The sequence below is a fragment of the Streptomyces sp. CB02400 genome (assembly GCF_001905725.1).
GTDB classification, from domain to species: Bacteria; Actinomycetota; Actinomycetes; order Streptomycetales; family Streptomycetaceae; genus Streptomyces; species Streptomyces atrovirens.
Map to the genome: position 1 here is coordinate 25,372 of NZ_LIWB01000030.1, position 22,586 is coordinate 47,957.

The window sequence follows — 22,586 nt, forward strand, 5'->3', positions numbered from 1 at the left end:
TAAGGCACCCACCGTGACGTTCCCCCTCCACCTGCTCGCCCCGCCCGACCCGGCCGTGCTGCCCCTGCCGCACCCCGCGCACCCCGCCGACGGCGTACGGCTGCTGCGCGGCGCCGTCTACGCGGTCCCCGAGGGCAGCCGCCCGCTGACCGCCGACCTGTGGCTGCCGCAGGCTGCCGCAGGACCCGTCCCGGTCGTGGTCTTCGTCCACGGCGGCGCCTGGCGCACGGGCCTGCGCGACGACCTCGGCCCCCGCTTCCGCCACTGGGACCCCGGACCCTTCGCCCGGCTCGTCCGGGCCGGGTTCGCCGTCGCCTGCCCCGACTACCGCCTCAGCGGCGAGGCCCCCCACCCCGCCCAGACCGACGACCTGGCCGCCTGCCTCAGCTGGCTGCGCACCCGCGCCGCCGACCTCGGCCTGGACACCGCGCGGACCGTCCTGTGGGGCGAGTCGGCCGGCGGACACCTCGCCGCCCTGACCGCCCTCACCAGGCCCGCCGGCACCGTCGCCGGCTGCGTCACCTGGTACGCCCCCACCGACCTGCCCGCACTCGCCGAGGACCACCCCGAGGGCGCCTACGACGCCCACGACCCGGCCGGCTTCGAGGCACTGCTGCTCGGCGGCGCCCCGGCGGAGCGGACCGGCGCGGCCCGCGACGCCAGCCCGGTCACCCACGTCGGCCCCCAGGCGCCGCCCTTCCTGATCCTGCACGGCACCGACGACGCCCTGGTCCCCGCCCGGCAGTCCGTCCGCCTCGCCGGAGCCCTGCGGGCGGCGGGCCACGACCCCGACCTGCGCCTCCTCGACGGCGGCAACCACCTCTGGGTGGGCCTGACCGACACGGACGTCGAGGACTGCTTCACCCGCACCGTGGACTTCGCCCGCCGCCGCACGGGAGACGACCGGACCTGAGCCGGGGGAGCGGTCACCCGGCGGCGGCCAGGCGTCGCCGCAGCTCCTCCTCCGAGACGTCCTCCAGGTGAGTCAGGAAGACCCACATGTGGCCCGAGGGATCCTTGAGGATGACGGTGCGGTCACCGTGGAACATGTCGGTCGGCGGCTGGAGGATCTCGGCGCCGGCCGCCTCCGCGCGCTCCGCCAGGCTGTCGACGTCCGGCACGAAGACGTGCAGCGTGACGGAGGTGCCCCCGCCGAGCGCGGCCGGCGCGGCGAAGGAGCCGGCCTCCGCCTCGTCCACGCTCGCGTCGCCCAGCATCAGCACCGACCGCCCGACGGTGATCTCGGCGTGCAGGATCCCGCCGCCGGGAGCGTCGATCCTGAAGTCCTCATGGGCGCCGAACGCCCGCCGGTAGAAGTCGATCGCCGTGGCGGCGTCGTCGACCATGATGTGCGGGACCACGGCACAGCGATAGCGGTCGGGAATCTCGATGTCGGCTGTGTCGACTGTGCGCTCGGTCATGACGGACCTCCTCGAAAAGCACCGCCGGTCGGTTCCCGCGGCTGCGAACGAACGTAGAAGCTCAAGTCCGGTTCAGGTCAAGCGCGCGGCGCCCCGGCCTCACCCGGCGAGGACCGGTCGGCCACCTCGGTCCACGGCAGTCCGCGTACCTCGCGTCCGTCCTCCGCGCGCACGGTTGCGAGCGTCACCTCATGTTGATCCGGTGGCGTGGCACCGGAATGTGCGCGTCAGATGGTTCCGCCCGGTTGCCAGGCGCCGACGAGCGCCGACGGGGTGAGGATCCGGTCGGGATGTCCCTGTCCCGCCAGGCGCCCTTCGCGCAGCAGGAGGCAGGCGTCGGCCGCGCGGGCGGCGTCCAGGTCGTGTGTGGCGTGGACGACGGTCACGCCGTCGGCGGCCAGTTCCGTCAGCAGTGTCGCGATGCGTTCCCTGGCCTCGGGGTCGAGTCCGGTGGTCGGCTCGTCGAGCAGGAGCAGGTCCGACTCCTGGGCGAGCCCCTGGGCGATGAGGGCGCGCTGCCTCTGTCCGCCGGACAGGTCCCCGAGCTGACGGGCGGCCAGATCGGCGATGCCCATGCGGTCCATGGCCGCGTCCACGGTGGCGCGGTCCCGCCGGGTCAGCCGGCGCCACGGGCCGCGTTCGCCCCAGCGTCCCATCTCCACGGTCTGCCGGACCGTCAACGGCAGTGCGTCACCGACCGCGCCGCGCTGGGGGACGAACGCCGGTGGCCGGCTGCCGGTGTGGTGCAGCTCGCCCGCTGTGGGCCGGATCACTCCGGCCAGGACACCGAGCAGGGTGGACTTCCCGCTGCCGTTCGGACCGACGAGTGCGGTGGTGGCCGACGCCGGTATGCCGGCGGTGAGTTGATGGAGCACCGGATGACCGGTGTAGCCCGCGGACAGCTCGGTGAAGCGGATGCGGAACGTCGTGTCCTCGGGGGCGGTGGAGGGGAGGCCGGATTTTTTGAACATGATTTTCATTGTAGTGTGCTCGCATGGAGTGGTTGACAGCCCCTTTCGAGGCGACCTTCGTGCAACGCGCCTTGTGGGGCGGAATCCTGGTGTCGGCGATCTGCGCCCTGGCGGGCACATGGGTGGTGCTGAGGGGGATGGCCTTCCTCGGTGACGCCATGTCGCACGGGCTGCTGCCCGGAGTGGCACTCGCCGCGCTGCTGGGCGGCAACCCGATGGTGGGGGCGCTGTTGAGCGCGGCGGTCATGACGGCCGGTGTCACCGCCCTCGGCCGCACCCCGCGGCTGTCCCAGGACACCGGTATCGGGCTGCTGTTCGTGGGGATGCTGTCGCTCGGCGTCATCATCGTGTCGCGGTCGCAGTCCTTCGCGGTGGACCTGACCGGTTTCCTCTTCGGCGACGTCCTCGCCGTGCGCGAACGGGACCTGGCGCTGCTGGGCGTGGCCCTCGTGCTGGCCCTGGCCGTCTCGGTCCTCGGCCACCGCGCCTTTCTGGCCCTGGCGTTCGACCCGCGCAAGGCCCGGACGCTCGGGCTGCGTCCGCGCCTGGCCCATGCCGTGCTGCTCGGCCTGCTGACGCTGGCCATCGTCGCCTCCTTCCACATCGTGGGGACGCTGCTGGTGCTGGGCCTGCTCATCGCTCCGCCGGCGGCCGCGCTGCCCTGGGCGCGCGGCGTGCGGGGCGTGATGGTCCTCGCGGCGCTGCTCGGTGTGACCGCCACCTTCTTCGGCCTGCTGCTGTCCTGGCACCTGGGCACCGCCGCCGGCGCGACCGTCTCAGCCCTGGCCGTGAGCCTGTTCTTCCTCTCCCACCTGGCATCCGGCATCCGCCACCGCCGCACACACCCGGCCGGCATCCGTCCGTCGGCGACCGACTGAGAAAGACCTGAGAGGCGATGTCCTTGTTCGTCCGAAAAAACGTCACTGCCGGGGCGCCGGCCGCGCTCGTGGCCCTCGCGCTGCTCACCGCGGGCTGCGCGGAGCAGGACGACGACACGTCCTCCCCGAAAGCCGGTTCCACGGCCTCCGCCACCCCGCACGGGTACGTCGAAGGGGCACAGGAGGCAGCCGAGCAGCAGTCACGACTGGTGCTCAACGACCCGGGCGCCGGAGACACCCGGGTACTGGACCTGATCACCGGCAAAACACACGAGGAGTCCCGGACGACGGGCACCACGGAACTCACCACGGACGGCCGGTTCGGCTACTTCCACACCCCGGACGGCACCCGCGTCCTCGACGCCGGCACCTGGACGGTGGACCACGGCGACCACGTGCACTACTACCGCGCCGCGATACGCGACGCCGGCAGGTTCCCGGCGGGCTCGGGCGCGCGGGTGCGCGGCGACGCGGCCGTGACCGCGGTGACCGGTGAGGACGGCAGGGCCACGATCCACCGCCGGGCCGACCTGGAGGAGGGCCGCGTCGGCTCCCCCCGCACGCTCCCCGGAACCCACGCCGGGGCGGTGGTGCCGTACGCGGAGCACCTGCTGACCCTCACCGGCGACGGGAAGGGCAACACACCGAAGGTCGCGGTGTACGACCGTGAGGGCGGGCGCGTGGCGTCCCCGGACGCCACCTGCGAGGACCCGGCGGGCGACGCCGTCACCCGGCGCGGCGTCGTCTTCGGCTGCGCCGACGGCGCCCTGCTGATCCGCGAGGACGACGGAGACTTCACGGCCGAGAGGATCCCGTACGACCGCGACCTGCCCGCGGGGGAACGGGCGTCGTCCTTCCGTCACCGCGCGGGCAGCGACACCCTCACCGCACCGGCCGGGGACCGGGCCGTGTGGGTGCTGGACGTCACCGAACGCACGTGGACCCGCGTGGGGACCGGCCCGGTCGTCGCCGCCAACACCGCCGGAGAGGGCTCCCCGCTGCTCGTCCTGGAGACCGACGGGGCGCTGCACGGTTACGACATCGCCACCGGCGAGCCGGTCGCCCGGACCGAGCGGCTCCTCACCGGAGACCTGCGGGCGGGCACCGACGGACACGGACCCGTGATCGAGGTCGACCGCAGCCGTGCCTACCTCAACGACCCGGAAGGCAGCCGCGTGTACGAGATCGACTACAACGACAGCCTGCGCGTCGCCCGCACCTTCGACCTGGACATGAAGCCGGCGCTGATGGTGGAGACCGGACGATGACGACACCGAGGCGAACCGTTCTGCGGCTGCGCCGCCTGCCGGCGGCCCTGATCGCCCTCGTCTGCGCGAGTACGGCCACCGCCTGCACGAGCGGCGACGAGCGGCCCCAGGTCGTGGTGACGACCAACATCCTCGGCGACATCACCCGCGAGGTCGTCGGCGACGAGGCCGACGTCACCGTACTGATGAAGCCCGATGCCGACCCGCACTCCTTCGGCCTGTCGGCCGTGCAGGCCGCCGAACTGGAACACGCCGACCTGGTGGTCTTCAACGGCCTGGGCCTGGAGGAGAACGTACTGCGGCACGTGGAGGCCGCCCACGAGTCCGGGGTCACCACCTTCGAGGCCGGCAGGGCGGTGGACCCCCTCACCTTCCGGAAGCAGGCCGACGGAGGCCCCGAGGAGGAGGCCGGGCAGCCCGATCCGCACTTCTGGACCGACCCCGACCGTGTGCGCAGGGCCGCCGGTCTGATCGCCGACCAGGTGATCGAGAACGTGGACGGCGTGGACGAGGAGGCGGTCCGGGACAACGCCGAACGCTACGACGCACAACTCGCCGACCTCACCACCTGGATGGAGAAGTCCTTCGACGGCATACCCGAGGACCGGCGCGCCCTGGTGACCAACCACCATGTCTTCGGCTACCTCGCCGACCGCTTCGGCTTCCGGGTGATCGGCGCGGTCATCCCCAGCGGCACCACCCTGGCCTCACCCAGCTCCTCCGACCTGCGCTCACTCACCGAGGCCATGCGCGAAGCGGGCGTGCGCACCGTCTTCGCCGACTCCTCCCGGCCCACCCGCCTGGCCGAGGTCCTGCGCACGGAACTCGGCGGCGAGGTGCGCGTCGTCGAGCTCTACTCCGAGTCGCTGACCGGGAAGGGCGGGGGCGCCGACACCTACCTGCGGATGATGCGCGCCAACACCGAGGCCGTGACCGACGGCCTGACCACCGGCTGAACCCGCGCCACCGTGCCGGGCCGGCGCGACCGGCCGACACCACCCACCACTCACCACCCACCACCACACCGACGCCGCGCCCGCGCGGCCGGAAGGAAACACACACAGTGAACAAGTCGATACGCAACAGATTCGTCTCCGGTACGGCCCTCGCCCTCGCGGTGTCCGCGGTCCTGACCGCCTGCGGGGGAGGGGAGAGTGCCTCGTCCGACACGAAGGCGGCGAAGGCGACGCCCGGCGCCACACCCGCCGGCGACGTCAAGGACCCGCTGGTCGCCACCTTCGACGGGGGCCTGTACATCCTGGACGGCGAGAGCCTCGAACTCACCGGGACCATCGAGCTGCCCGGCTTCAACCGGGTCAACCCCGCCGGAGACGACGACCACGTCATCGTCTCCACCGACGCGGGCTTCCGCGTCCTCGACGCCACCGGGCAGACCCTCACCGGCATCACCTACGAGGGAGCCAAGCCCGGACACGTCGTACGGCACGCCGGCAAGACGGTGCTCTTCACCGACGGCACCGGAGAGGTCAACGTCTTCGACCCCGCCGACCTCGCCGGCGGCGAGAAGCCGGAAGGACGCACCTACACCACCGCCGAGGCGCACCACGGCGTCGCCATCGAACTGGGCAACGGTGAACTCCTCACCACCCTCGGCACCGAGGAGAAGCGTACCGGCGCCCTCGTCCTCGACAAGAACGACAAGGAGATCGCGCGCAGCGAGAACTGCCCCGGCGTCCACGGCGAGGCCGCGGCCCAGGGCGAGGCCGTCGCCGTCGGCTGCGAGGACGGCGTCCTCATCTACAAGGACGGCGAGTTCACCAAGGTCGACGCCCCCGACGACTACGGCCGCATCGGCAACCAGGCGGGCAGCGACGCGTCACCGGTCCTCCTGGGCGACTACAAGACCGACCCGGACGCCGAGCTGGAGCGGCCGACCCGCATCTCCCTCATCGACACCGGGACCGCGAAGCTGCGCCTGGTCGACCTCGGCACCAGCTACTCCTTCCGCTCACTCGGACGCGGACCGCACGGCGAGGCACTCGTCCTCGGCACGAACGGCACCCTCCACGTCATCGACCCCGGGACCGGCAAGGTGGAGAAGGAGATCCCCGTCGCCGACGCGTGGCAGGAACCGCTGGACTGGCAGCAGCCCCGGCCCACCCTCTTCGTCCGCGACCACACCGCGTACGTCTCCGAACCGGGCGAGCGGAAGCTCCACGCCGTCGACATCGAGACCGGCGAGAAACTGGCGTCGGTGACCCTGCCGAAGAGCACGAACGAACTCTCCGGCGTCACCGCCGGCCACTGACGGCCCACTCGGCGAGGCGACAGCGCCCCCGGCCCGCCGGCCCGACCCGGCGCGGCCGGGGCGCCGCTGCCGCCGGACGCCTTTCACCTGCCGGTGGGCCGCCCCGTCACCTGCAAGATCTACCGCGACGCCGCACACGCCTCCCGTCTCGTGCCGCCGTTCACGACGGCTCGCCGTACCGGGCCCTGACTCACGGAACCCGGCTACGGCTCTCGGGGCCCGGAGACACCGGATGCGTGGACCCGGCGGATGAACCGCCGTTGCCAGGGGACCTCGACGGCCCGTGAACGATAGCGCTGCCGGACCCACTTGACCGCTTGACCGGGTTCCATGCCCTCCATCACGCACATCGCGGCCAGTGCCGTTCCGGTGCGTCCGGCACCGCCGCCGCAGGCGACCTCGACCCGCTCGCCGAGTCCGCGCTCATGGACGAGCCGGAGCGTGCGCAACGCGTCGTCGGGGTCGGAGGGCAGCCGGAAGCCCCGCCACCGGATCCACCGGCTCTCCCACGGTTGCGTCGCGGGCCGGTGATCCGTCAGGTATACGGCCAGCGTCGGTACCTGGCCCTCCGGAAGTCCGTTTCTCAGCCCCCGCCCGCGGACGAGTCGTCCTGACGGGAGCCGGACGACTCCGGGGGTTCCGTCGTTGATGCCGGCTGGCCCGGCGGAAAAAACGCTAGGTCGGTCGCCTTGCCGTGAGTACGAGGAAAACCGCCGTACGTCCTGTGGTTTCCCGCAGTACCGGCCCTGCGGGAAACCACAGGGGGGAGGGAGGCCGCGACTGGAGTGCCCCTCGAAACCCCGGCACCGGGAGGCCGGTTGTTCCGTCGTCCGGGGGAAGCGATCCACGGCGGCAGAGCGGAAGAACCGCCCTGAAGAGCCAAAGGGGGACGCGGTGGGCCCGGTGCGCTTCCCGACGGACCGTCCTCGCTGTCGGCGGCCATGTCCGGGTGACCTGTCCGGTGCCCGTCGGAAACCGCTGGAACCGACCCCGACGGCCTGGCGGGTGAAGGGAGAGGAAGGAGCCTGGACATCGGCCGGCCACTTGAACACGACCCGCGCCGGAGCACGGGCACGATCCTCCGCGTCGACCGCACCGGACTTTCCCGACGCCCTTTCCCGCACGACTGCGCACCGTGGGAACCGGCTACGGGCACTTCGCCGCCCGGCATGCGCGGGTTCCCGCGTCGGCCGCCCACTCCGGTCCGGGGGACGCTATCGGCGCGGTGCCGTACGGCTCCTCCTGACGTCGCGTCGGAGAGGGACCGGCGGGCCGTGGGCCGACATCGGCGACGAGCCTTCTGTCATGACCATTGCCGACAGCGACACGCCTCGCTATGTTAATCGAAAATCACATCTGTGCTGCGAGGCCCATCACGTATTGGTCGCGCAACAGGCAAGCCCGCGAAGGTATCTGGAACCATCTGGCCCATCAGGGAAGCAGGTAAGTCAATGGAGAACCTCAGCAGGCGAAAGGCCCTGTCACTAGGTGTCGCACTCGGCCTCGTGGGCGTGGCGAACCCCGTCCGGGCGTGGGCGTCGGAGGGCTCGGTGACGGGGGCCGCCGCGGGAACCGGTCCGGAGTGGATCTGGGACGACGCGGCGGACCCTCTGATGGCTTCGATGCTCGAGAACGGACACGTTCCGGCGATCAACACCGCATGGGCGTCGTGGGTGAACAACGACGACCCGCTGCCCGGCGGCCTGCCGGCCGAATTCGCCGCGTACCTGCGGCAGGTCAACCAGTTGCCCTCCTGGGCCGACCCCGCCAAGCTGGCCCGCGCCGCCGACTTCAACCGGCGCAGGGACACGTACCTCTTCATGCTGTACGGCCTCGGCAGCGGCATCATGAGCACCGTGATCCCGCGCGAGGCCAAGAGCGTCTACTGGTCCGCGGGCGGCGCCGACATGCAGGACCGCGCGGCCAAGACGTTCACGTTCGGCTACGACCTGTCCGAGCTGGGAGCCTTCGAGCCGACGGGACAGTTCGTCGTCACCGCCAACAAGACACGCGTGGTGCACGCCGCGGTACGTCACCTGCTGCCGCAGTCGCCGCACTGGCGGGCGGTCGCCGACGAGACCATCCCGATCAGCGCCGCCGACATCCTCGTCACCTTCCACAGCCTGGGCACCTACGTGCACCGGAAGCTGCTCGACTGGAGGATCCCGTACCCGGCAGCGGACCAGGAGGCGTTCCTGCACTCGTGGCAGGTCGCCATTCACCTGCTCGGTGTGCCGTACGAGCACATCCCCAGGACCTGGGCGGCCGCCGAGAAGCAGTCGGCGCAGGTGCTCACCCCGATCCTCACCCCGTCGACCGAGGGCATCGAACTGGCCGAGGAACTGCTCGGCCTGACCGCGCAGATCGACCTCGGCGTCACGCGCGGGTTCCTGAACGAGTTCGTGCGCTACGTCCTCAGCAACGAGGTCGGCGACTGGCTGGGGCTGAAGCGCGACTACGCGGCGGCGGCCCTGGTCCGCACCGCATGGCCTGCGTTCATCCTGTTCCGCGAGGGGCTGTCGCCCGTCATGCCCGGCACCTTCTACATGTTCGACCAGTTCGTGCGCGCCCTGGCCATGCTGTTCCTCAACAAGGGCTCCTCCGGGACCACCACCCCCATCACGATCCCCACCGGAAACAGGCCGGGCTGAGCCGCCGATCCGGTCCCGCACGTGCCCGCCCCGCGGCAGACGGAACGAGGGGCGGGCGCCGGGGTGACTCCCGCACGAGGCGCACGAGGCGCACGAGGCGCCTCCCGGCAGCGGCGCCCCGCCGCTGCCGGGTTCCGGCGGCCGTTCAGAGACCCAGAGCGCCCACGACCAGAGCGGTCACGGCCGCACGATGGCCGGGGCTGTCCCGCCACCGCAGTCTGCGTCCCGCCTCGACCACCACACCGAACCCCGCGTGCACCAGCACCCGGGCCTGGCGCGGGTCCAGTTCCGGACGGGCCAGCCGCAACTGCTGCTCCCAGACGGCGATGTGTTCCCGCTGGGCGAGGAGCAGGGGCCGCCGCAGGTCGGCCGGCAAGCCGGCGAGCTCGGCCTCGGCGACACTGTTGAGTTCGGTGTACTCGAAGCTGTAGGCCACGTACGTCGCCGCCAGCATGACGACGGCGTCGTGCGGACCGGCCACCTCGTGCAGACTCCGCTCCACGCCCTGGGCCAGCAGTCCCGCCGCCTGGAGACATGCCGCCGCCAGGATGTCGATCTTGCCGGGGTAGTGCCGGTAGAGCGCGGACGGGGTCAGTCCCACCGCCTGGGCGATCTGTCCGTTCGTGACGTTGGCGAATCCGTCCCGGGCGAACAGCGGGACGGAGGCCGCGAGGATCTCCGCGCGCCGTGTGCGCGGCACCGGCCGGGCGGGCAGCTCGACGGGGCGCGTGCCCGGCCGGCCCGCCGCCGGATCGGTCGCGGCCACGCGCAGCGCGGACGCCAGCAGCAGCTCCTCGGCCCGGCGCCCGGCGATGGAGGTGCGGTGCATCGTGATGGACCCGATCGCACCGAGGGCCGCCATGGCCCGCAGGCGCTCGTCGGGCAGCGGGCGCTCGTGCTGCACCGCCTCGTCGACCCGCCCGACGAGACGGCCGAACTTCACCGCGAGACGCCGGCGGTCCTCGCGGTCGAGGTACCGGGCCTCCCACCGGTACACGCCGCCCGACGCGCGATGGGCGACGGTGACCCGGGTGACGGCGGTGAGCACATCCGTCAAGGGCGCCCCGGGCGGCACCTCTTCGAGCGCGGCGACCAGTCCGTCCACCATGACGTGGGCGCACGCGGCGAACAGCGCGTACTTGTTCGGGAAGTGCCGGTACAGGGCGGTCGCGGTGATCCCCACGCCGGCGGCGACCTCCTCCATGGACGCCTTGTGGTAGCCGCGCTCGCTGAAGACCCGCCCGGCCGCGTCGACGATGAGCTGCTTGCGGTTGCGGGGCCGGGTGGCCGCGGCCGGGGCGGTCGCGGCCGGACGGGCGGGCGGGGAGGCGGGAGCCATGCGGATCAGTCAATCACACGCCGTCAGGAGGCCGGACTCCCTCGGCGCGGACCGACAGGACGCGGGCGGACACGCCGTCCGGCACCGCCGTTCCCGGTGCCGGAGCGGCCGGCCAGGTGAAGGTTCAGGTGAAGGTGAGCACCGGCTTGACCACGCTGCCGTCCCCCATGGCGGCCACGGCCACGCCGATGTCCTCGAACGGGAACGTGGTGACCAGCCGCTCGACCGGGAAGAGGCCACGCCCGTGCAGGCCGATCAGTTCGGGGACGAAGCGACCGGGGTCGGAGTCCCCCTCGATCACCCCGTGGACGCGGACGCCCTTGGCGAGCAGGACCGTCACGTCGAACGTCACCTCACCGCCGAGGCCGAGGAGGGCGAGTTCGCCGCGCGGGCGCAGCGCGCCGACGGCCCGGCGGGCCATCTCCGGACGGCCGGTGGTCTCGACGACATGGTGCGCGCCGCCGCCGGTGAGGTCGCGCAGCGCCGCCGTCAGACCGTCCCCGGGGGGGCAGGGCCGCCTTTGCGCCCAGTCCGATGGCCAGGGCACGGCGGGAGGCGACCGGGTCGACGGCCACCACCGGGTCGCAGCCCACGGCCACCGCGGCCATCAGCGCGCTCAGCCCGACCCCGCCCGCGCCCAGGACGACCAGCGAGGATCCCGGTTCGGGGCGCAGCCGGTTGAGCACGGTGCCCGCGCCCGTCTGGCCGCCGCAGCCCAGCGGCGCGGCGACCGCGGCCGGCAGGTCGGAGGGCACCTTGACCACGCCGCGTTCGTGGACGACGGCGTGCGTGGCGAAGCTGGACTGGCCGAAGAAACCGGCGTGCAGCGGTGCGCCGTCGAGGGAGAGCGGAGTGGTGCCGTCGCCGCGTCCACCGGAGAAGTTCCGGGCCCGCGCGGCGTGGCAGTAGGCCGGATGGCCCGCCGCGCACTGCTCGCAGGCGCCGCAACTGGCGAAGGTGAGGCAGACATGGTCCCCCGGTACGACGCCGGTCACCTCCGTGCCCACCGCCTCGACCCGGCCGGCGCCCTCGTGGCCGAAGACCATCGGGGTGAGGTGCCGGGGCCAGGTGTCCCGCATCCCCAGGTCGGTGTGGCAGACGCCGGCCGCGGTCATCCGCACCAGCACCTCGTGCGGCCGCGGGTCCTCGAGGTCCGCGTCCCGGACGGTGAACGGGGCGCCCGGCGCCTCGGTGACCGCGGCGCGGATACGCCTCACGAGCCCTCTTCGGCACGGGCAGCCTCGTGCGGGGCGTCGGGGGCGCGATGGAGGAAGAAGTAGTAGAAGGGGCCTTCGGCGGGGACGCCCTTGGCGTTCATGATCCCCATCAGGGTGGTGTCGTCCACCCGCTTGAAGTGGTCGAGGACCGGCCGGCCGTCGTAGATCATGGTGGCCGTCGACTCGCCGCGGAACTCGACGGTCCACAGGCTGGCCTCGCCCATGCCGAGCTCGCGGTTGGAGTACAGCTCGCCCTTCTCGTTCCGGCAGATCAGCGGCTTGGCGTCGTGGACGGCGGCGAACGTCTTGCCGTACCAGCCGGCCTTCGCCAGCGTGCCGTTGAGGGGGTGGCCGGTGTCGAACTCGCCGCCCTTCCACTCACCGAGGATCTCCTCGGGGCGGACGGTCGCCAACTCCGCCCAGATCCGGTCGAGTTCGGAGGGGTCGACCGGGCCGTCCTTCTCCCGGAGTTCCTGGAACCGGGCGCGGGCCTCGAGCACGTCCATGCGGGCTGTCCTCTCGTCGGTGCGGGACCATGAGGGTGAAACGTCAAGGTGTCCCCGGTGGGGCCGTACGGCGGTGCCGTGCCGCGTCACCGGGAGGCGCGCGGAGCCGGACCCCGGGAGGCCTGGGTCCGCGCGGGGGAGAAGTGCCGTGGGAGTGCGAGGGCGAGGTCGCCGGTGACCACGCCGGGGTGGCCCACGGTGCCGAGGCTCAGCAGCACATGGCGTTCGGCGACCTCCTCCGCGGTGAGCGGGCCGTCCTCGCGGAACCAGTTGGCGACCCCCTGGCACATGATGAGCACCGCACGCACCGCGTCGGCCGGGACCGGCGTGGTGAACACGCCCCGGGCGCGGCCGGCCTCGACCGTGTCCAGCAGCATGTGCTGGAGGTAGTCGCGCAGGGCGACGTAGCGGGCCCGGTTCTGCGGCTCCAGGCTGCGGATCTCGGTGTCCAGGAAGGCCAGTTGCTGACGGTGGGTCATGTAGAGCACGATCGACTCGACCATGCCGCAGAACCGCGCCAGAGGATCGTCCCCGGCCTCCCCGGCCGCGGTCCGGCAGCGGTCCAGGACGTCCTTGATGGAGGTCTCGAGGAGCGTGGCCAGCAACGCCTGCTTGTTCTCGTAGTGGTAGTACAGCGCGGGCACGGTGACGCCGACCCGGCCGGCGATGTCCCGGACCGAAGTGCCGTGGTAGCCGTGCTCGTTGAAGGCCTCCATGGCGTGGACCAGGATCGGGTGCAGGTCGAGCGGCCCGTAGGAGCGCCAGTGCTCCGTCGAGGGCGTGGTGTCCTGGCTCGGCTCGGTGCTCAACGACTCTCCTCAAGACGGGCGGCGATCGGCGACATCGTACGGCCGTGAGTCCGCGTCATCTCCTTCCGGCAGCTTAGCGATCGATCAGGGGAACGGGGAGACCGGCGTCCGGCTCGATGTCACTTCCCCGGTACGAGGGCGCAAAAACTCCCGCAGCTCAGGTAGTTGACCGACCGTCCGCGCTCTCCTACGTTCTTAGCGAACGCTCAGTAAGGTCCCGGTCGAGCGGCGGCGAGCCCACCGCGCACCGAGAGAGGAACCCATGAGCCATCACTCTCCCGACCCACCACCCGGCCGCCGTACGACGGGCCCGCTGGACGGCGTGCGCGTGGTCGAACTGGCGGGGATCGGCCCCGGTCCGTTCGCCGCGATGCTCCTCGCCGACCTGGGCGCCGACGTGGTGCGCGTGGACCGCCCCGGCCCCTCGCCGCTCGGCGGCGATCCCGCCCGTGACGTGACCAACCGCAACAAGCGCTCCGTCCTGGTCGACCTCAAGTCACCCGAAGGGCCGGGAACGGTACGGGCGTTGGCGGCGCGCGCCGAAATCCTGGTGGAGGGATACCGGCCCGGTGTCGCGGAGCGGCTCGGGGTCGGCCCCGAGGAGTGCATGGCCGGCAACCCCGCCCTGGTGTACGGCCGGATGACCGGCTGGGGCCAGCGAGGACCCCTCTCCTCCCTGGCCGGACACGACATCGGCTACATCGCCACCGCCGGCGCCCTGTCCATGATCGGCACGCCGGACGGACCACCCGTCGTCCCCGTCAACCTGCTCGGCGACTACGCGGGCGGCTCCCTCTACCTGACCACCGGCGTCCTCGCCGCGCTGCTCACCGCCCGCGCCACCGGCCGCGGCCAGGTGGTGGACGCCGCGATCGTGGACGGCACCGCACACCTCACCGCCATGTTCTGGGGCATGCTCGCCGAGGGCACCTGGCAGGACGCCCGCGGCCGCAACCTGCTCGACGGCGGCTGCCCCCACTACGGCGTCTACGAGACCGCCGACGGCGGCTGGATGGCGGTCGGCGCCCTGGAACCGCAGTTCTACACGGTGTTCGTCTCCCTGCTCGGCCTGGACGGCGAGGAGCTGCCGGACCGCGCCGACCCGCGCAACTGGCCCGAGCTGCGGGCCGTGTTCACCGCCCGGTTCAAGAACGCCACCCGTGCGGAGTGGACGGCCCTCTTCGAGGACACCGACGCCTGCGTCGCGCCCGTGCTCTCGCTGCACGAGGCGGCCGGCCACCGGCACCTGACCGGACGCGGCACCTACACGCAGGCGTACGGCATCACCCAGCCCGCCCCCGCCCCCCGCTTCTCCGACACCCCCGGCACCCTCCGCCTCCCTCCGGCCGCCCCCGGCGCGCACACCCCCGACGTGGCCCGTGACTGGGACGTACCCGAACTGATCGAGGACCACCGCTGATGGAACTCTCCTCACCTCTGACGTACGCCGGCGACCCGCGCGCCGCCGCGGACCGGGCCGCCGCCCTGGAGTCCGCGGGACTCGACGCCGTCTGGGTGGCCGAGGCCTACGGCTTCGACTCCCCGACGGTCATGGGATACCTCGCCGCGAAGACCGAGCGGATGCGGATCGGCTCGGCCATCCTCAACGTCTACTCCCGCAGCCCCGCGCTGATCGCCCAGACCGCGGCCGGACTCGACGCCCTCACCGGCGGACGCGCCCTCCTCGGCGTCGGCGCCTCCGGACCCCAGGTCGTCGAGGGCTGGCACGGCCGCCGTTACGACCGCCCGCTGGGCCGCACCCGCGAGGTGATCGAGCTGTCCCGGCGGATCTGGCGGCGCGAGGTGATCGAGCACCACGGCATCACCGACCTGCCCCTGCCGGCCGAGAAGGGCGGCACCCTCGGCAAACCGCTGAAACTGCTGAACCACCCGGTCCGCGACACCGTCCCCGTGTACGTCGCCGCGCTCGGCCCGGCCAACGTCCGCATGACCGCCGAACTCGCCGACGGCTGGCTGCCGTTCCTCTACGTCCCCGAACACGCCGCCAAGGTCTGGGGCGGACCGCTCGCCGAGGGCACCGCACGGCGCGACCCCGCGCTCGGCCCGCTCTCGGTGGTGGCGGGCGGCCTGCTGGCCATCGGCGACGACGCCGAGGCCGTCCGCGACCTGATGCGCCCCACCGTCGCCCTCTACGTCGGCGGCATGGGCGCGCCCGGCCGCAACTTCTACCACGACCTGGTCTGCTCCTACGGCTACGAGTCCGCCGCCGCCACGATCCAGGAGCACTACCTCGCGGGCCGCAAGAGGGACGCGGAGGCCGCCGTACCGGCCGAACTGCTGGAACTCCTCTGCCTGGCCGGCCCCGAGGGCCATGTCCGCGACCGCGTCGAGGCCTTCCGCGAAACGGGCGTGACCATGCTCAACGTCACCCCCGTCGGCCCCGATCCCGCCCGGCTGATCGAGCACGTGAGGAGTTGGCTGTGACCTTGGAACGCGACCTGTACGGCCCCGACCACGAGGCCTTCCGCGAGACCGTCCGCACCTTCCTCGCCAAGGAGGTGGCCCCGCACCACGAACGCTGGGAGAAGGACGGCGTCGTCGACCGCGAGGTGTGGCGCTCGGCGGGCCGCCAGGGCCTGCTGGGCATGGCCGTCGACGAGGAGTACGGCGGCGGCGGAACCGACGACTTCCGGTACAGCGCCGTCCTCATCGAGGAGTTCGCCCGCGCGGGTGCCTCCGGGCTCGCCCTGAGCCTGCACAACGACATCGTCGGCCCCTATCTGACCCGGCTCGCCACCGAGGAGCAGAAACGCCGCTGGCTGCCCGGATTCGTCTCCGGCGACCTCGTCACCGCCATCGCCATGACGGAACCCGGTGCCGGCTCCGACCTCCAGGGCATCCGCACCACCGCCACCGACCGGGGCGACCACTACCTGCTCAACGGCGCGAAGACCTTCATCTCCAACGGCATCCTCGCCGACCTCGTCGTCGTGGTCGCCCGCACCACCCCCGAGGGCGGCAGCGGCGGGCAGAGCCTGCTCGTCGTCGAGCGCGGCACGGAAGGTTTCGAACGGGGCCGCAACCTCGACAAGATCGGCCAGAAGGCCCAGGACACCGCCGAGTTGTTCTTCGAAGACGTACGCGTCCCCAAGGAGAACCTGCTGGGCGAGGAGAACCGGGCCTTCACCTACCTCATGGGCAACCTCGCCCAGGAGCGGCTGGCCATCGCGGTCGGCGCCGCCGCCGCGGCCGAGGAGATCCTGGACGTCACCACGCGGTACGTGAAGGAACGCGAGGCGTTCGGGAGGCCGCTGGCCAAGTTTCAGCACATCCGCTTCGAGATCGCCGAGATGGCCACCGAGACCGCGGTCACCCGCACCTTCCTCGATCGCTGCGTCGCCGAGCACAGCCGGGGCGAACTCGACGCCGTACACGCCTCGATGGCCAAGTGGTGGGCCACCGAACTGCAGAAGCGGATCGCCGACCGCTGTCTGCAACTCCACGGCGGATACGGCTACATGACCGAGTACCGGGTCGCCAAGGCGTTCGTCGACGGCCGCATCCAGACCATCTACGGCGGCACCACCGAGATCATGAAGGAGATCATCGGCCGCTCCCTGCTCGCTTGAGCGCCGGCCGACCTCCCCCGACCACACCCGTGTCGCGTTCGCGGCCTCCCTCAGACCCGACCCGGAAGGCACCCAAGGTGAGCACCGAAGCGTACGTGTACGACGCGATCCGCACCCCGCGCGGGCGCGGCAAGGCAGGCGGGGCCCTGCACGGCACCAAGCCGATCGACCTGGTCGTCGGCCTGATCCACGAGACCCTCCGCCGCTTCCCGGACCTCGACCCGGCGGCGATCGACGACATCGTGCTCGGTGTGGTCAGCCCCCTGGGCGACCAGGGCGCGGACCTCGCCCGCACCGCCGCCGTCCTCGCGGGGCTGCCGGAGACGGTGGCGGGCGTGCAGGAGAACCGCTTCTGCGCGTCCGGTCTCGAAGCCGTCAACATGGCGGCGGCAAAGGTCCGTTCGGGCTGGGAGGACCTGGCCCTGGCGGGCGGCGTGGAGTCCATGTCGCGGGTCCCGATGGGCAGTGACGGCGGTGCCTGGGCACTGGACCCGCGTACCAACCACGACACCGGCTTCGTCCCGCAGGGCATCGGCGCCGACCTGATCGCCACCCTGGAGGGCTTCTCCCGGCACGACGTGGACTCCTACGCCGCGCTCTCCCAGGAGCGGGCCGCCGCGGCCTGGAAGGAAGGGCGCTTCGACCGCTCCGTCGTCCCCGTGCGGGACCGGGGCGGGCGGCTGGTCCTCGACCGGGACGAGCACATGCGGCCCGGCACGACGGCCGAATCGCTGGGCAAGCTGAAGCCGTCCTTCGCCGACATCGGCGAACTGGCCGGCTTCGACGCGGTGGCGCTGCAGAAGTACCACTGGGTGGAGCGGATCGACCACGTCCACCACGCGGGCAACTCCTCCGGCATCGTCGACGGCGCCGCCCTGGTCGCCATCGGCAGCGAGGAGGCCGGCGAGCGTCACGGCCTGGCCCCGCGGGCCCGGATCGTCTCCGCCGCGGTCTCCGGGGCCGACCCCACCATCATGCTGACCGGGCCCGCGCCCGCCTCCCGCAAGGCGCTCGCCATGGCCGGCCTGACCGTCGACGACATCGACCTGGTCGAGATCAACGAGGCGTTCGCCGCCGTCGTCCTGCGCTACGTCAGGGACATGGGGCTGAGCCTGGACCGGGTCAACGTCAACGGCGGCGCCATCGCCATGGGACACCCGCTCGGCGCGACCGGCGCGATGATCCTCGGCACCCTCGTCGACGAACTCGAGCGCCAAGGCAAGCGCTACGGCCTCGCCACGCTGTGCGTGGGCGGCGGCATGGGCATCGCCACCGTCGTCGAACGCCTCTGAACCCCAGCGACCGCGCGCGACCACTACGGAGACCCCCTCATGACCGAGAGCACCACCATCCGCTGGGAAGAGTCCGACGACCACGTGGTCACCCTCGTCCTCGACGATCCGGACCAGTCCGCCAACACCATGAACGCCGCGTTCGTCGACTCGCTGGACGCCGTCGCGGCGCGGCTGGCGGAACGCCGCGACACCGTCCGGGGCGTCATCGTCACCTCCGCCAAGAAGAGCTTCTTCGCCGGCGGTGACCTGCGCGACCTGATATCCGTCACCCCCGAGACCGCGGAGGCCTCCTTCGAGGCCGGGATGCGTGTCAAGCGCTCGCTGCGCGTCCTGGAGACACTGGGCAAGCCGGTCGTCGCCGCGATCAACGGCGCGGCACTGGGCGGCGGTTACGAGATCGCCCTGGCCTGTCACCACCGCGTGCTGCTGGACAGCCCGGCCGCCCGCGTCGGGCTCCCCGAGGTCACCCTGGGGCTGCTGCCAGGCGGCGGGGGAGTGACCCGCACGGTCCGTATGTTCGGTGTGGCGGACGCCCTGCGGAAGGTCCTCCTGGAGGGTACCCGGTACGGACCGGCACGCGCCCTGGAGGCCGGCCTGGTCGACGAGATCGCCGCCGACCCGGACGGACTCCTCGCCAAGGCACGGGCGTTCGTCGACGCCCACCCCGAGTCCGCGCAGCGCTGGGACGCCGCCGGGTACCGCATCCCCGGCGGCACCCCCTCGAATCCGCAGCTGGCCGCTCAACTCCCAGCACTTCCAGCGATGTTGAAGAAGAAGACGGGTGGCGCCCCCTACCCGGCCCCGCGCAACATCCTCGCGGCGGCCGTGGAGAGCTCCCAGGTCGACGTGGACACGGCCTTCGTGGTGGAGGCCAGGTACCTGACGGAACTGGTCACCGGGCAGATCACCAAGAACATGATCCAGGCGTACTTCTTCGACCTGGGGGCGGTGAACTCCGGCGCCGGTCGTCCCCAGGGCGTCGAGCCGCGCAGGGTGACCAAGGTGGCCGTGCTCGGCGCGGGCATGATGGGCGCGGGCATCGCCCACTCCTGCGCGCTGGCGGGGATCGACGTCGTGCTGAAGGACGTGTCGGCGGAGGCGGCGGCCAGGGGCAAGGGCTACTCGGAGAAGCTGTGCGCCAAGGCCGTATCGCGCGGCAGCACCACGCGGGAGAAGGCCGACGCCCTGCTGGCCCGCATCACCCCGACCGCCGACGTCCGGGACCTGGCCGGCTGCGACGCGGTGATCGAGGCGGTCTTCGAGGACACCGGCCTCAAGCACAAGGTGTTCCAGGAGATACAGGAGGTCGTCGCCCCCGACGCGCTGCTGTGCTCCAACACCTCCACCCTGCCCATCACCGTCCTCGCCAAGGGGGTGCAGCGACCGCGGGACTTCGTCGGCCTGCACTTCTTCTCGCCGGTCGACAGGATGCCGCTGGTGGAGATCGTCAAGGGCGAGAAGACGGGGGACGAGGCGCTGGCGCGCGCCTTCGACCTGGTGCGGCAGATCCGCAAGACGCCGATCGTGGTCAACGACTCGCGCGGCTTCTTCACCTCCCGGGTCATCGGCCGCTTCATCGACGAGGGCGTCGCCATGGTCGGCGAGGGCATCGAACCCGCCTCCGTCGAGCAGGCCGCCGCCCGGGCCGGCTACCCGGCCAAGGTCCTCAACCTGATGGACGAACTCACCCTCACCCTCCCGCGCAGGATCCGCGAGGAGACCCGCCGCGCGGCCGAGACGTCGGGCCACCGCTGGGAGCCGCACCCCGCGGACGCGGTGGTGGACCGCATGATCGACGAGTTCGGCCGCCCCGGACGGTCCGGCGGCGCGGGCTTCTACGACTACGTCGACGGCAGGCGCGCCGGGCTCTGGCCGGGGCTGCGCGAGCACTTCACGGACCCCGCGAAGCAGCCCGCCGACCTGACCGAGATGGTGGAGCGGATGCTCTTCGTCGAGGCGCTGGACTCGGTGCGCTGCCTGGAGGAGGGCGTGCTGGCCTCGGTGGCGGACGCCAACATCGGCTCGCTGCTCGGCATCGGCTTCCCGCCGTGGACGGGCGGAGTGCTGCAGTACATCAACGGCTACGACGGCGGCGCCGGGGGCGGTACCGGGCTGCCCGGCTTCGTGGCCCGCGCGCGTGAGCTGGCCGCGAAGCACGGCGAGCGCTTCACCCCGCCCGAGCTGCTGCTGCGCAAGGCCGAGCGGGGCGAGACCTTCACCGACTCCTGATCCGCTCCGAGGGCCTGTGACGCCCCGTGCTTCCTGATCCGCTCCGAGGGCCTGCGGCGTCCCGTATCTCCTGAGCACCGACCGGCTCCGTGGGCAGGGCCGCCCGTCCCCGGCCGACCGGACCCACGGGCGGCCCCCACCTCCCCCAGCTCCACCAGGCACGCCGGCAGGGGCACCCCAGCGCCCCGGTCTCCCCAGATGTTCCCTTCCGACCCGCAAGGAGGCCCCGATGACATCCGCACCCCGCACCACCGGCGACCTGCCCGACGACCCGGTCGGCCGGACCCTGCCGCAGCTACTGGCCCGAAACGCACGCGAGTACCCGCAACTCCCCGGCCTCTCCTGGCAGTCGGCGGACCCGGACGGCGACGGCGACTGGACGACGCTCGGCTGGGCGGAGATCCACGAGCACACCCGGAGCCTCGCCGCCGGCTACCGGGCCCTCGGCGTCGGCCGCGGCGACCACGTGCTGATGATGATGTCCAACCGGCCCGAACACTGGCTGTCGGACCTGGCGCTGGTCCGCCTCGGCGCGGTCCCGGTCAGTGTCTACGGCACCGCGGCCCCCGAGCAGATCACCCACATCGCCCGCAACTGCCGGGCCCGCCTCGCCGTCGTCGAGGGGGCGGCGCAGGTCGCCGTGTGGGAGCCGTTGCTGGCCGACGCCGCCACCCCGCTGGAGCGGCTGGTGGTGGCCGAGGCGGGTGCGGAGGGCGCCCACGTCCCGTACGCCGCCCTGCTCCGCGAGCCGGCGCCGGAGCAGTTCGCCAAGGAGCTGGACGCCGCCCGCCCCGAGGATCCGCTGACCGTCGTCTACACCTCCGGCACCACCGGTGAGCCCAAGGGCGTCGTCCTCACCCACCGCGAGGTGATGTCCAACGCCCTGGCGCTGGACGCCGTGGTGGAGCTTCCCCCGCACGTCGAGCACATCTGCTACCTGCCGTTCGCCCACATCGCCGAGCGGATGCTGGGCATCTACCTGCCCTGTCACCGTGCCTCGCACGTCCACCTCTGCGCCGACCCGGCGCGCGTCGGCGAGGTGGTGCGCAAGGTGCGCCCCGCGCAGTTCTTCGGCGTGCCGAGGATCTGGGAGAAGCTGTCCGCCGCCGTGCGGGCCGTCCTCTCGCTGATGCCGGCCGAGCAACGGACGGTCATCGACCGGGCGTTCGAGGTCGCCCGCGAGCACGTCGGGTACCGCGAGCGGGGCGAGACACCGCCCGCCGAGCTCGAGGAGCGCTATGTCCGTGCCCGTGAGGACGTGCTGCTGCCGCTGCTGGCCGCGGGCGGTCTGGACCGGGTGACCTGGGCGGCCAGCGCGTCGGCGCCGATGTCGGTCGACGTGGTGAGGTTCTGGGCCGGGTTCGGCATCGTCATCATGGACGCCTGGGGGCTGACCGAGACCACCGGCGTGGCCACCAGCAACAGCCCGAAGACCGGTTTCCGGCTCGGCTCGGTGGGACGCCCGGTGGAGTCCGTGGAGATCCGTGTCGCCGAGGACGGCGAGATCCTGGTGCGGGGCCCGTCCGTGTTCTCCGGCTACCTCCGGCCGGACGGCTCGGTGCGGTCCGCCCTGGACGCCGACGGCTGGCTGGCCACCGGCGACATCGGCCGGACCGACGAGGACGGCTACCTCTGGCTCACCGACCGGAAGAAGGAGATGATCATCACCTCCACCGGCAAGAACGTCTCCCCGGCGCTGGTGGAGAACGCGCTCAAGGAACACCCGTTGATCGGCCAGGCGATGGTGCACGGCGACAACCGCTCCTACCTCGTCGCCCTGCTGGTGCTCGACGCGGAGGCCGCCCCCGCCTGGGCCGCGGCCAACGGCGTCCAGGCGGACGGGGGACCGGCCGGGCTGGCGCGGCACCCCGCCGTCCGGGCGGAGGTGGACCGCGCGGTGGCCGCCGCCAACACCCGGCTCAACCGCACCGAGCAGGTCAAGCGGTACGAGCTGCTGGCGGAGGAGTGGGGCCCGGCGACCGGCGAGCTGACGCCGTCGCTGAAGATGCGGCGCCGGGTCATCCGGGACAAGTACGCCGACGCGCTGTCCGGGCTCTACGAGGACTGACCCGGGCCGCGTTCCCCTCGCACGAAAGACGGCCGCCCGCCCCTCTTCCGGGGGCGGGCGGCCGTCGCGTACGGC

Annotated in this window: 18 protein-coding genes and 1 pseudogene; 12 read left to right on the forward strand and 7 right to left on the reverse strand. The window is 72.4% G+C overall.

Going from position 1 to position 22,586, the window contains the following annotated elements:
- Nucleotides 1-13: 13 nt before the first annotated feature.
- Complete coding sequence (locus AMK33_RS38740; protein WP_073937945.1) at nt 14-913, forward strand: alpha/beta hydrolase; 900 nt, start codon at nt 14-16, stop codon at nt 911-913.
- Between the two features lie 13 nt (nt 914-926).
- On the opposite strand, the gene AMK33_RS38745 is transcribed toward AMK33_RS38740, so the two are convergent.
- Both AMK33_RS38745 and aztA read right to left on the reverse strand, forming a co-directional pair.
- Nucleotides 927-1,421 (reverse strand): VOC family protein, encoded by a 495-nt coding sequence (locus AMK33_RS38745; RefSeq protein ID WP_073937946.1) that lies wholly within the window; start codon nt 1,419-1,421, stop codon nt 927-929.
- Nucleotides 1,422-1,648: 227 nt separating this feature from the next.
- The gene (gene aztA, locus AMK33_RS38750; protein ID WP_073937947.1) at nt 1,649-2,401 is read right to left on the reverse strand and encodes a zinc ABC transporter ATP-binding protein AztA; all 753 of its coding nucleotides are present in this window, start codon (nt 2,399-2,401) and stop codon (nt 1,649-1,651) included.
- Between the two features lie 14 nt (nt 2,402-2,415).
- On the opposite strand from aztA, the gene aztB reads away from it, so the two are divergent.
- The 4 genes from aztB to aztD all read left to right on the forward strand — a co-directional run bounded on the left by aztB (nt 2,416) and on the right by aztD (nt 6,807).
- Nucleotides 2,416-3,270: a zinc ABC transporter permease AztB gene (gene aztB, locus AMK33_RS38755; protein WP_073937948.1), complete on the forward strand. Its 855-nt coding sequence runs from the start codon at nt 2,416-2,418 to the stop codon at nt 3,268-3,270.
- A 17-nt stretch (nt 3,271-3,287) separates the two neighbouring features.
- A complete protein-coding gene (locus AMK33_RS38760) occupies nt 3,288-4,538 on the forward strand; it encodes a hypothetical protein (protein ID WP_073937949.1) in 1,251 nt (416 codons plus the stop codon).
- A complete protein-coding gene (aztC, locus tag AMK33_RS38765) occupies nt 4,535-5,494 on the forward strand; it encodes a zinc ABC transporter substrate-binding protein AztC (protein WP_073937950.1) in 960 nt (319 codons plus the stop codon). Before AMK33_RS38760 ends, aztC begins: the two co-directional genes overlap by 4 nt.
- Before the next feature lie 107 nt (nt 5,495-5,601).
- The gene (gene aztD / locus AMK33_RS38770) at nt 5,602-6,807 is read left to right on the forward strand and encodes a zinc metallochaperone AztD (protein ID WP_073937951.1); all 1,206 of its coding nucleotides are present in this window, start codon (nt 5,602-5,604) and stop codon (nt 6,805-6,807) included.
- A 203-nt stretch (nt 6,808-7,010) separates the two neighbouring features.
- Here the strand turns inward: aztD and AMK33_RS45090 are convergent, their stop codons facing one another.
- The gene (locus AMK33_RS45090; protein ID WP_327380511.1) at nt 7,011-7,931 is read right to left on the reverse strand and encodes a phosphatase domain-containing protein; all 921 of its coding nucleotides are present in this window, start codon (nt 7,929-7,931) and stop codon (nt 7,011-7,013) included.
- 327 nt (nt 7,932-8,258) lie between these two features.
- On the opposite strand from AMK33_RS45090, the gene AMK33_RS38785 reads away from it, so the two are divergent.
- Entirely contained in the window at nt 8,259-9,458 is a 1,200-nt protein-coding gene (locus AMK33_RS38785) for an oxygenase MpaB family protein (protein WP_073937952.1), read from the forward strand.
- 145 nt (nt 9,459-9,603) lie between these two features.
- Here the strand turns inward: AMK33_RS38785 and AMK33_RS38790 are convergent, their stop codons facing one another.
- The 4 genes and pseudogenes from AMK33_RS38790 to AMK33_RS38805 form a co-directional block, all read right to left on the reverse strand.
- A complete protein-coding gene (locus AMK33_RS38790; protein ID WP_073937953.1) occupies nt 9,604-10,797 on the reverse strand; it encodes a TetR/AcrR family transcriptional regulator in 1,194 nt (397 codons plus the stop codon).
- Nucleotides 10,798-10,921: 124 nt separating this feature from the next.
- Nucleotides 10,922-12,014: pseudogene (locus tag AMK33_RS38795) on the reverse strand (NAD(P)-dependent alcohol dehydrogenase).
- Nucleotides 12,011-12,520 (reverse strand): DUF4334 domain-containing protein, encoded by a 510-nt coding sequence (locus AMK33_RS38800; RefSeq protein ID WP_073937954.1) that lies wholly within the window; start codon nt 12,518-12,520, stop codon nt 12,011-12,013. The pseudogene AMK33_RS38795 and the gene AMK33_RS38800 overlap by 4 nt, the downstream one beginning before the upstream one ends.
- 86 nt (nt 12,521-12,606) lie before the next feature.
- Nucleotides 12,607-13,329, reverse strand: coding sequence for a TetR/AcrR family transcriptional regulator (locus AMK33_RS38805; RefSeq protein WP_073937955.1), 723 nt, complete (start codon nt 13,327-13,329; stop codon nt 12,607-12,609).
- A gap of 262 nt (nt 13,330-13,591) precedes the next feature.
- On the opposite strand from AMK33_RS38805, the gene AMK33_RS38810 reads away from it, so the two are divergent.
- The 6 genes from AMK33_RS38810 (at nt 13,592) to AMK33_RS38835 (ending at nt 22,511) form a co-directional block, all read left to right on the forward strand.
- The gene (locus AMK33_RS38810) at nt 13,592-14,749 is read left to right on the forward strand and encodes a CaiB/BaiF CoA transferase family protein (RefSeq protein WP_079195156.1); all 1,158 of its coding nucleotides are present in this window, start codon (nt 13,592-13,594) and stop codon (nt 14,747-14,749) included.
- On the forward strand, nt 14,749-15,774 hold the full coding sequence (locus AMK33_RS38815; protein WP_073937957.1) for an LLM class F420-dependent oxidoreductase: 1,026 nt from the start codon (nt 14,749-14,751) through the stop codon (nt 15,772-15,774). The genes AMK33_RS38810 and AMK33_RS38815 overlap by 1 nt, the downstream gene beginning before the upstream one ends.
- Nucleotides 15,771-16,919 carry a long-chain specific acyl-CoA dehydrogenase gene (locus tag AMK33_RS38820; RefSeq protein WP_107425363.1) on the forward strand — a complete coding sequence of 383 codons (1,149 nt, stop codon included), beginning with the start codon at nt 15,771-15,773 and terminating at the stop codon, nt 16,917-16,919. The genes AMK33_RS38815 and AMK33_RS38820 overlap by 4 nt, the downstream gene beginning before the upstream one ends.
- Nucleotides 16,920-16,996: 77 nt before the next feature.
- Nucleotides 16,997-18,211 (forward strand): acetyl-CoA C-acetyltransferase, encoded by a 1,215-nt coding sequence (locus AMK33_RS38825; RefSeq protein WP_073937958.1) that lies wholly within the window; start codon nt 16,997-16,999, stop codon nt 18,209-18,211.
- Between the two features lie 39 nt (nt 18,212-18,250).
- Entirely contained in the window at nt 18,251-20,443 is a 2,193-nt protein-coding gene (locus AMK33_RS38830) for a 3-hydroxyacyl-CoA dehydrogenase NAD-binding domain-containing protein (protein ID WP_073937959.1), read from the forward strand.
- A 229-nt stretch (nt 20,444-20,672) separates the two neighbouring features.
- On the forward strand, nt 20,673-22,511 hold the full coding sequence (locus AMK33_RS38835; protein WP_073937960.1) for an AMP-dependent synthetase/ligase: 1,839 nt from the start codon (nt 20,673-20,675) through the stop codon (nt 22,509-22,511).
- Nucleotides 22,512-22,586: the final 75 nt, after the last annotated feature.

Bases quoted from the DNA above. Each gene is read 5' to 3' on its own strand.
- AMK33_RS38745 (WP_073937946.1), bottom strand. From the start codon at position 1,421: ATGACCGAGCGCACAGTCGACACAGCCGACATCGAGATTCCCGACCGC.
- aztA (WP_073937947.1), bottom strand. From the start codon at position 2,401: ATGAAAATCATGTTCAAAAAATCCGGCCTCCCCTCCACCGCCCCCGAG.
- aztB (WP_073937948.1), top strand. From the start codon at position 2,416: ATGGAGTGGTTGACAGCCCCTTTCGAGGCGACCTTCGTGCAACGCGCC.
- AMK33_RS38760 (WP_073937949.1), top strand. From the start codon at position 3,288: ATGTCCTTGTTCGTCCGAAAAAACGTCACTGCCGGGGCGCCGGCCGCG.
- aztC (WP_073937950.1), top strand. From the start codon at position 4,535: ATGACGACACCGAGGCGAACCGTTCTGCGGCTGCGCCGCCTGCCGGCG.
- AMK33_RS38785 (WP_073937952.1), top strand. From the start codon at position 8,259: ATGGAGAACCTCAGCAGGCGAAAGGCCCTGTCACTAGGTGTCGCACTC.
- AMK33_RS38790 (WP_073937953.1), bottom strand. From the start codon at position 10,797: ATGGCTCCCGCCTCCCCGCCCGCCCGTCCGGCCGCGACCGCCCCGGCC.
- AMK33_RS38800 (WP_073937954.1), bottom strand. From the start codon at position 12,520: ATGGACGTGCTCGAGGCCCGCGCCCGGTTCCAGGAACTCCGGGAGAAG.
- AMK33_RS38810 (WP_079195156.1), top strand. From the start codon at position 13,592: ATGAGCCATCACTCTCCCGACCCACCACCCGGCCGCCGTACGACGGGC.
- AMK33_RS38815 (WP_073937957.1), top strand. From the start codon at position 14,749: ATGGAACTCTCCTCACCTCTGACGTACGCCGGCGACCCGCGCGCCGCC.
- AMK33_RS38830 (WP_073937959.1), top strand. From the start codon at position 18,251: ATGACCGAGAGCACCACCATCCGCTGGGAAGAGTCCGACGACCACGTG.
- AMK33_RS38835 (WP_073937960.1), top strand. From the start codon at position 20,673: ATGACATCCGCACCCCGCACCACCGGCGACCTGCCCGACGACCCGGTC.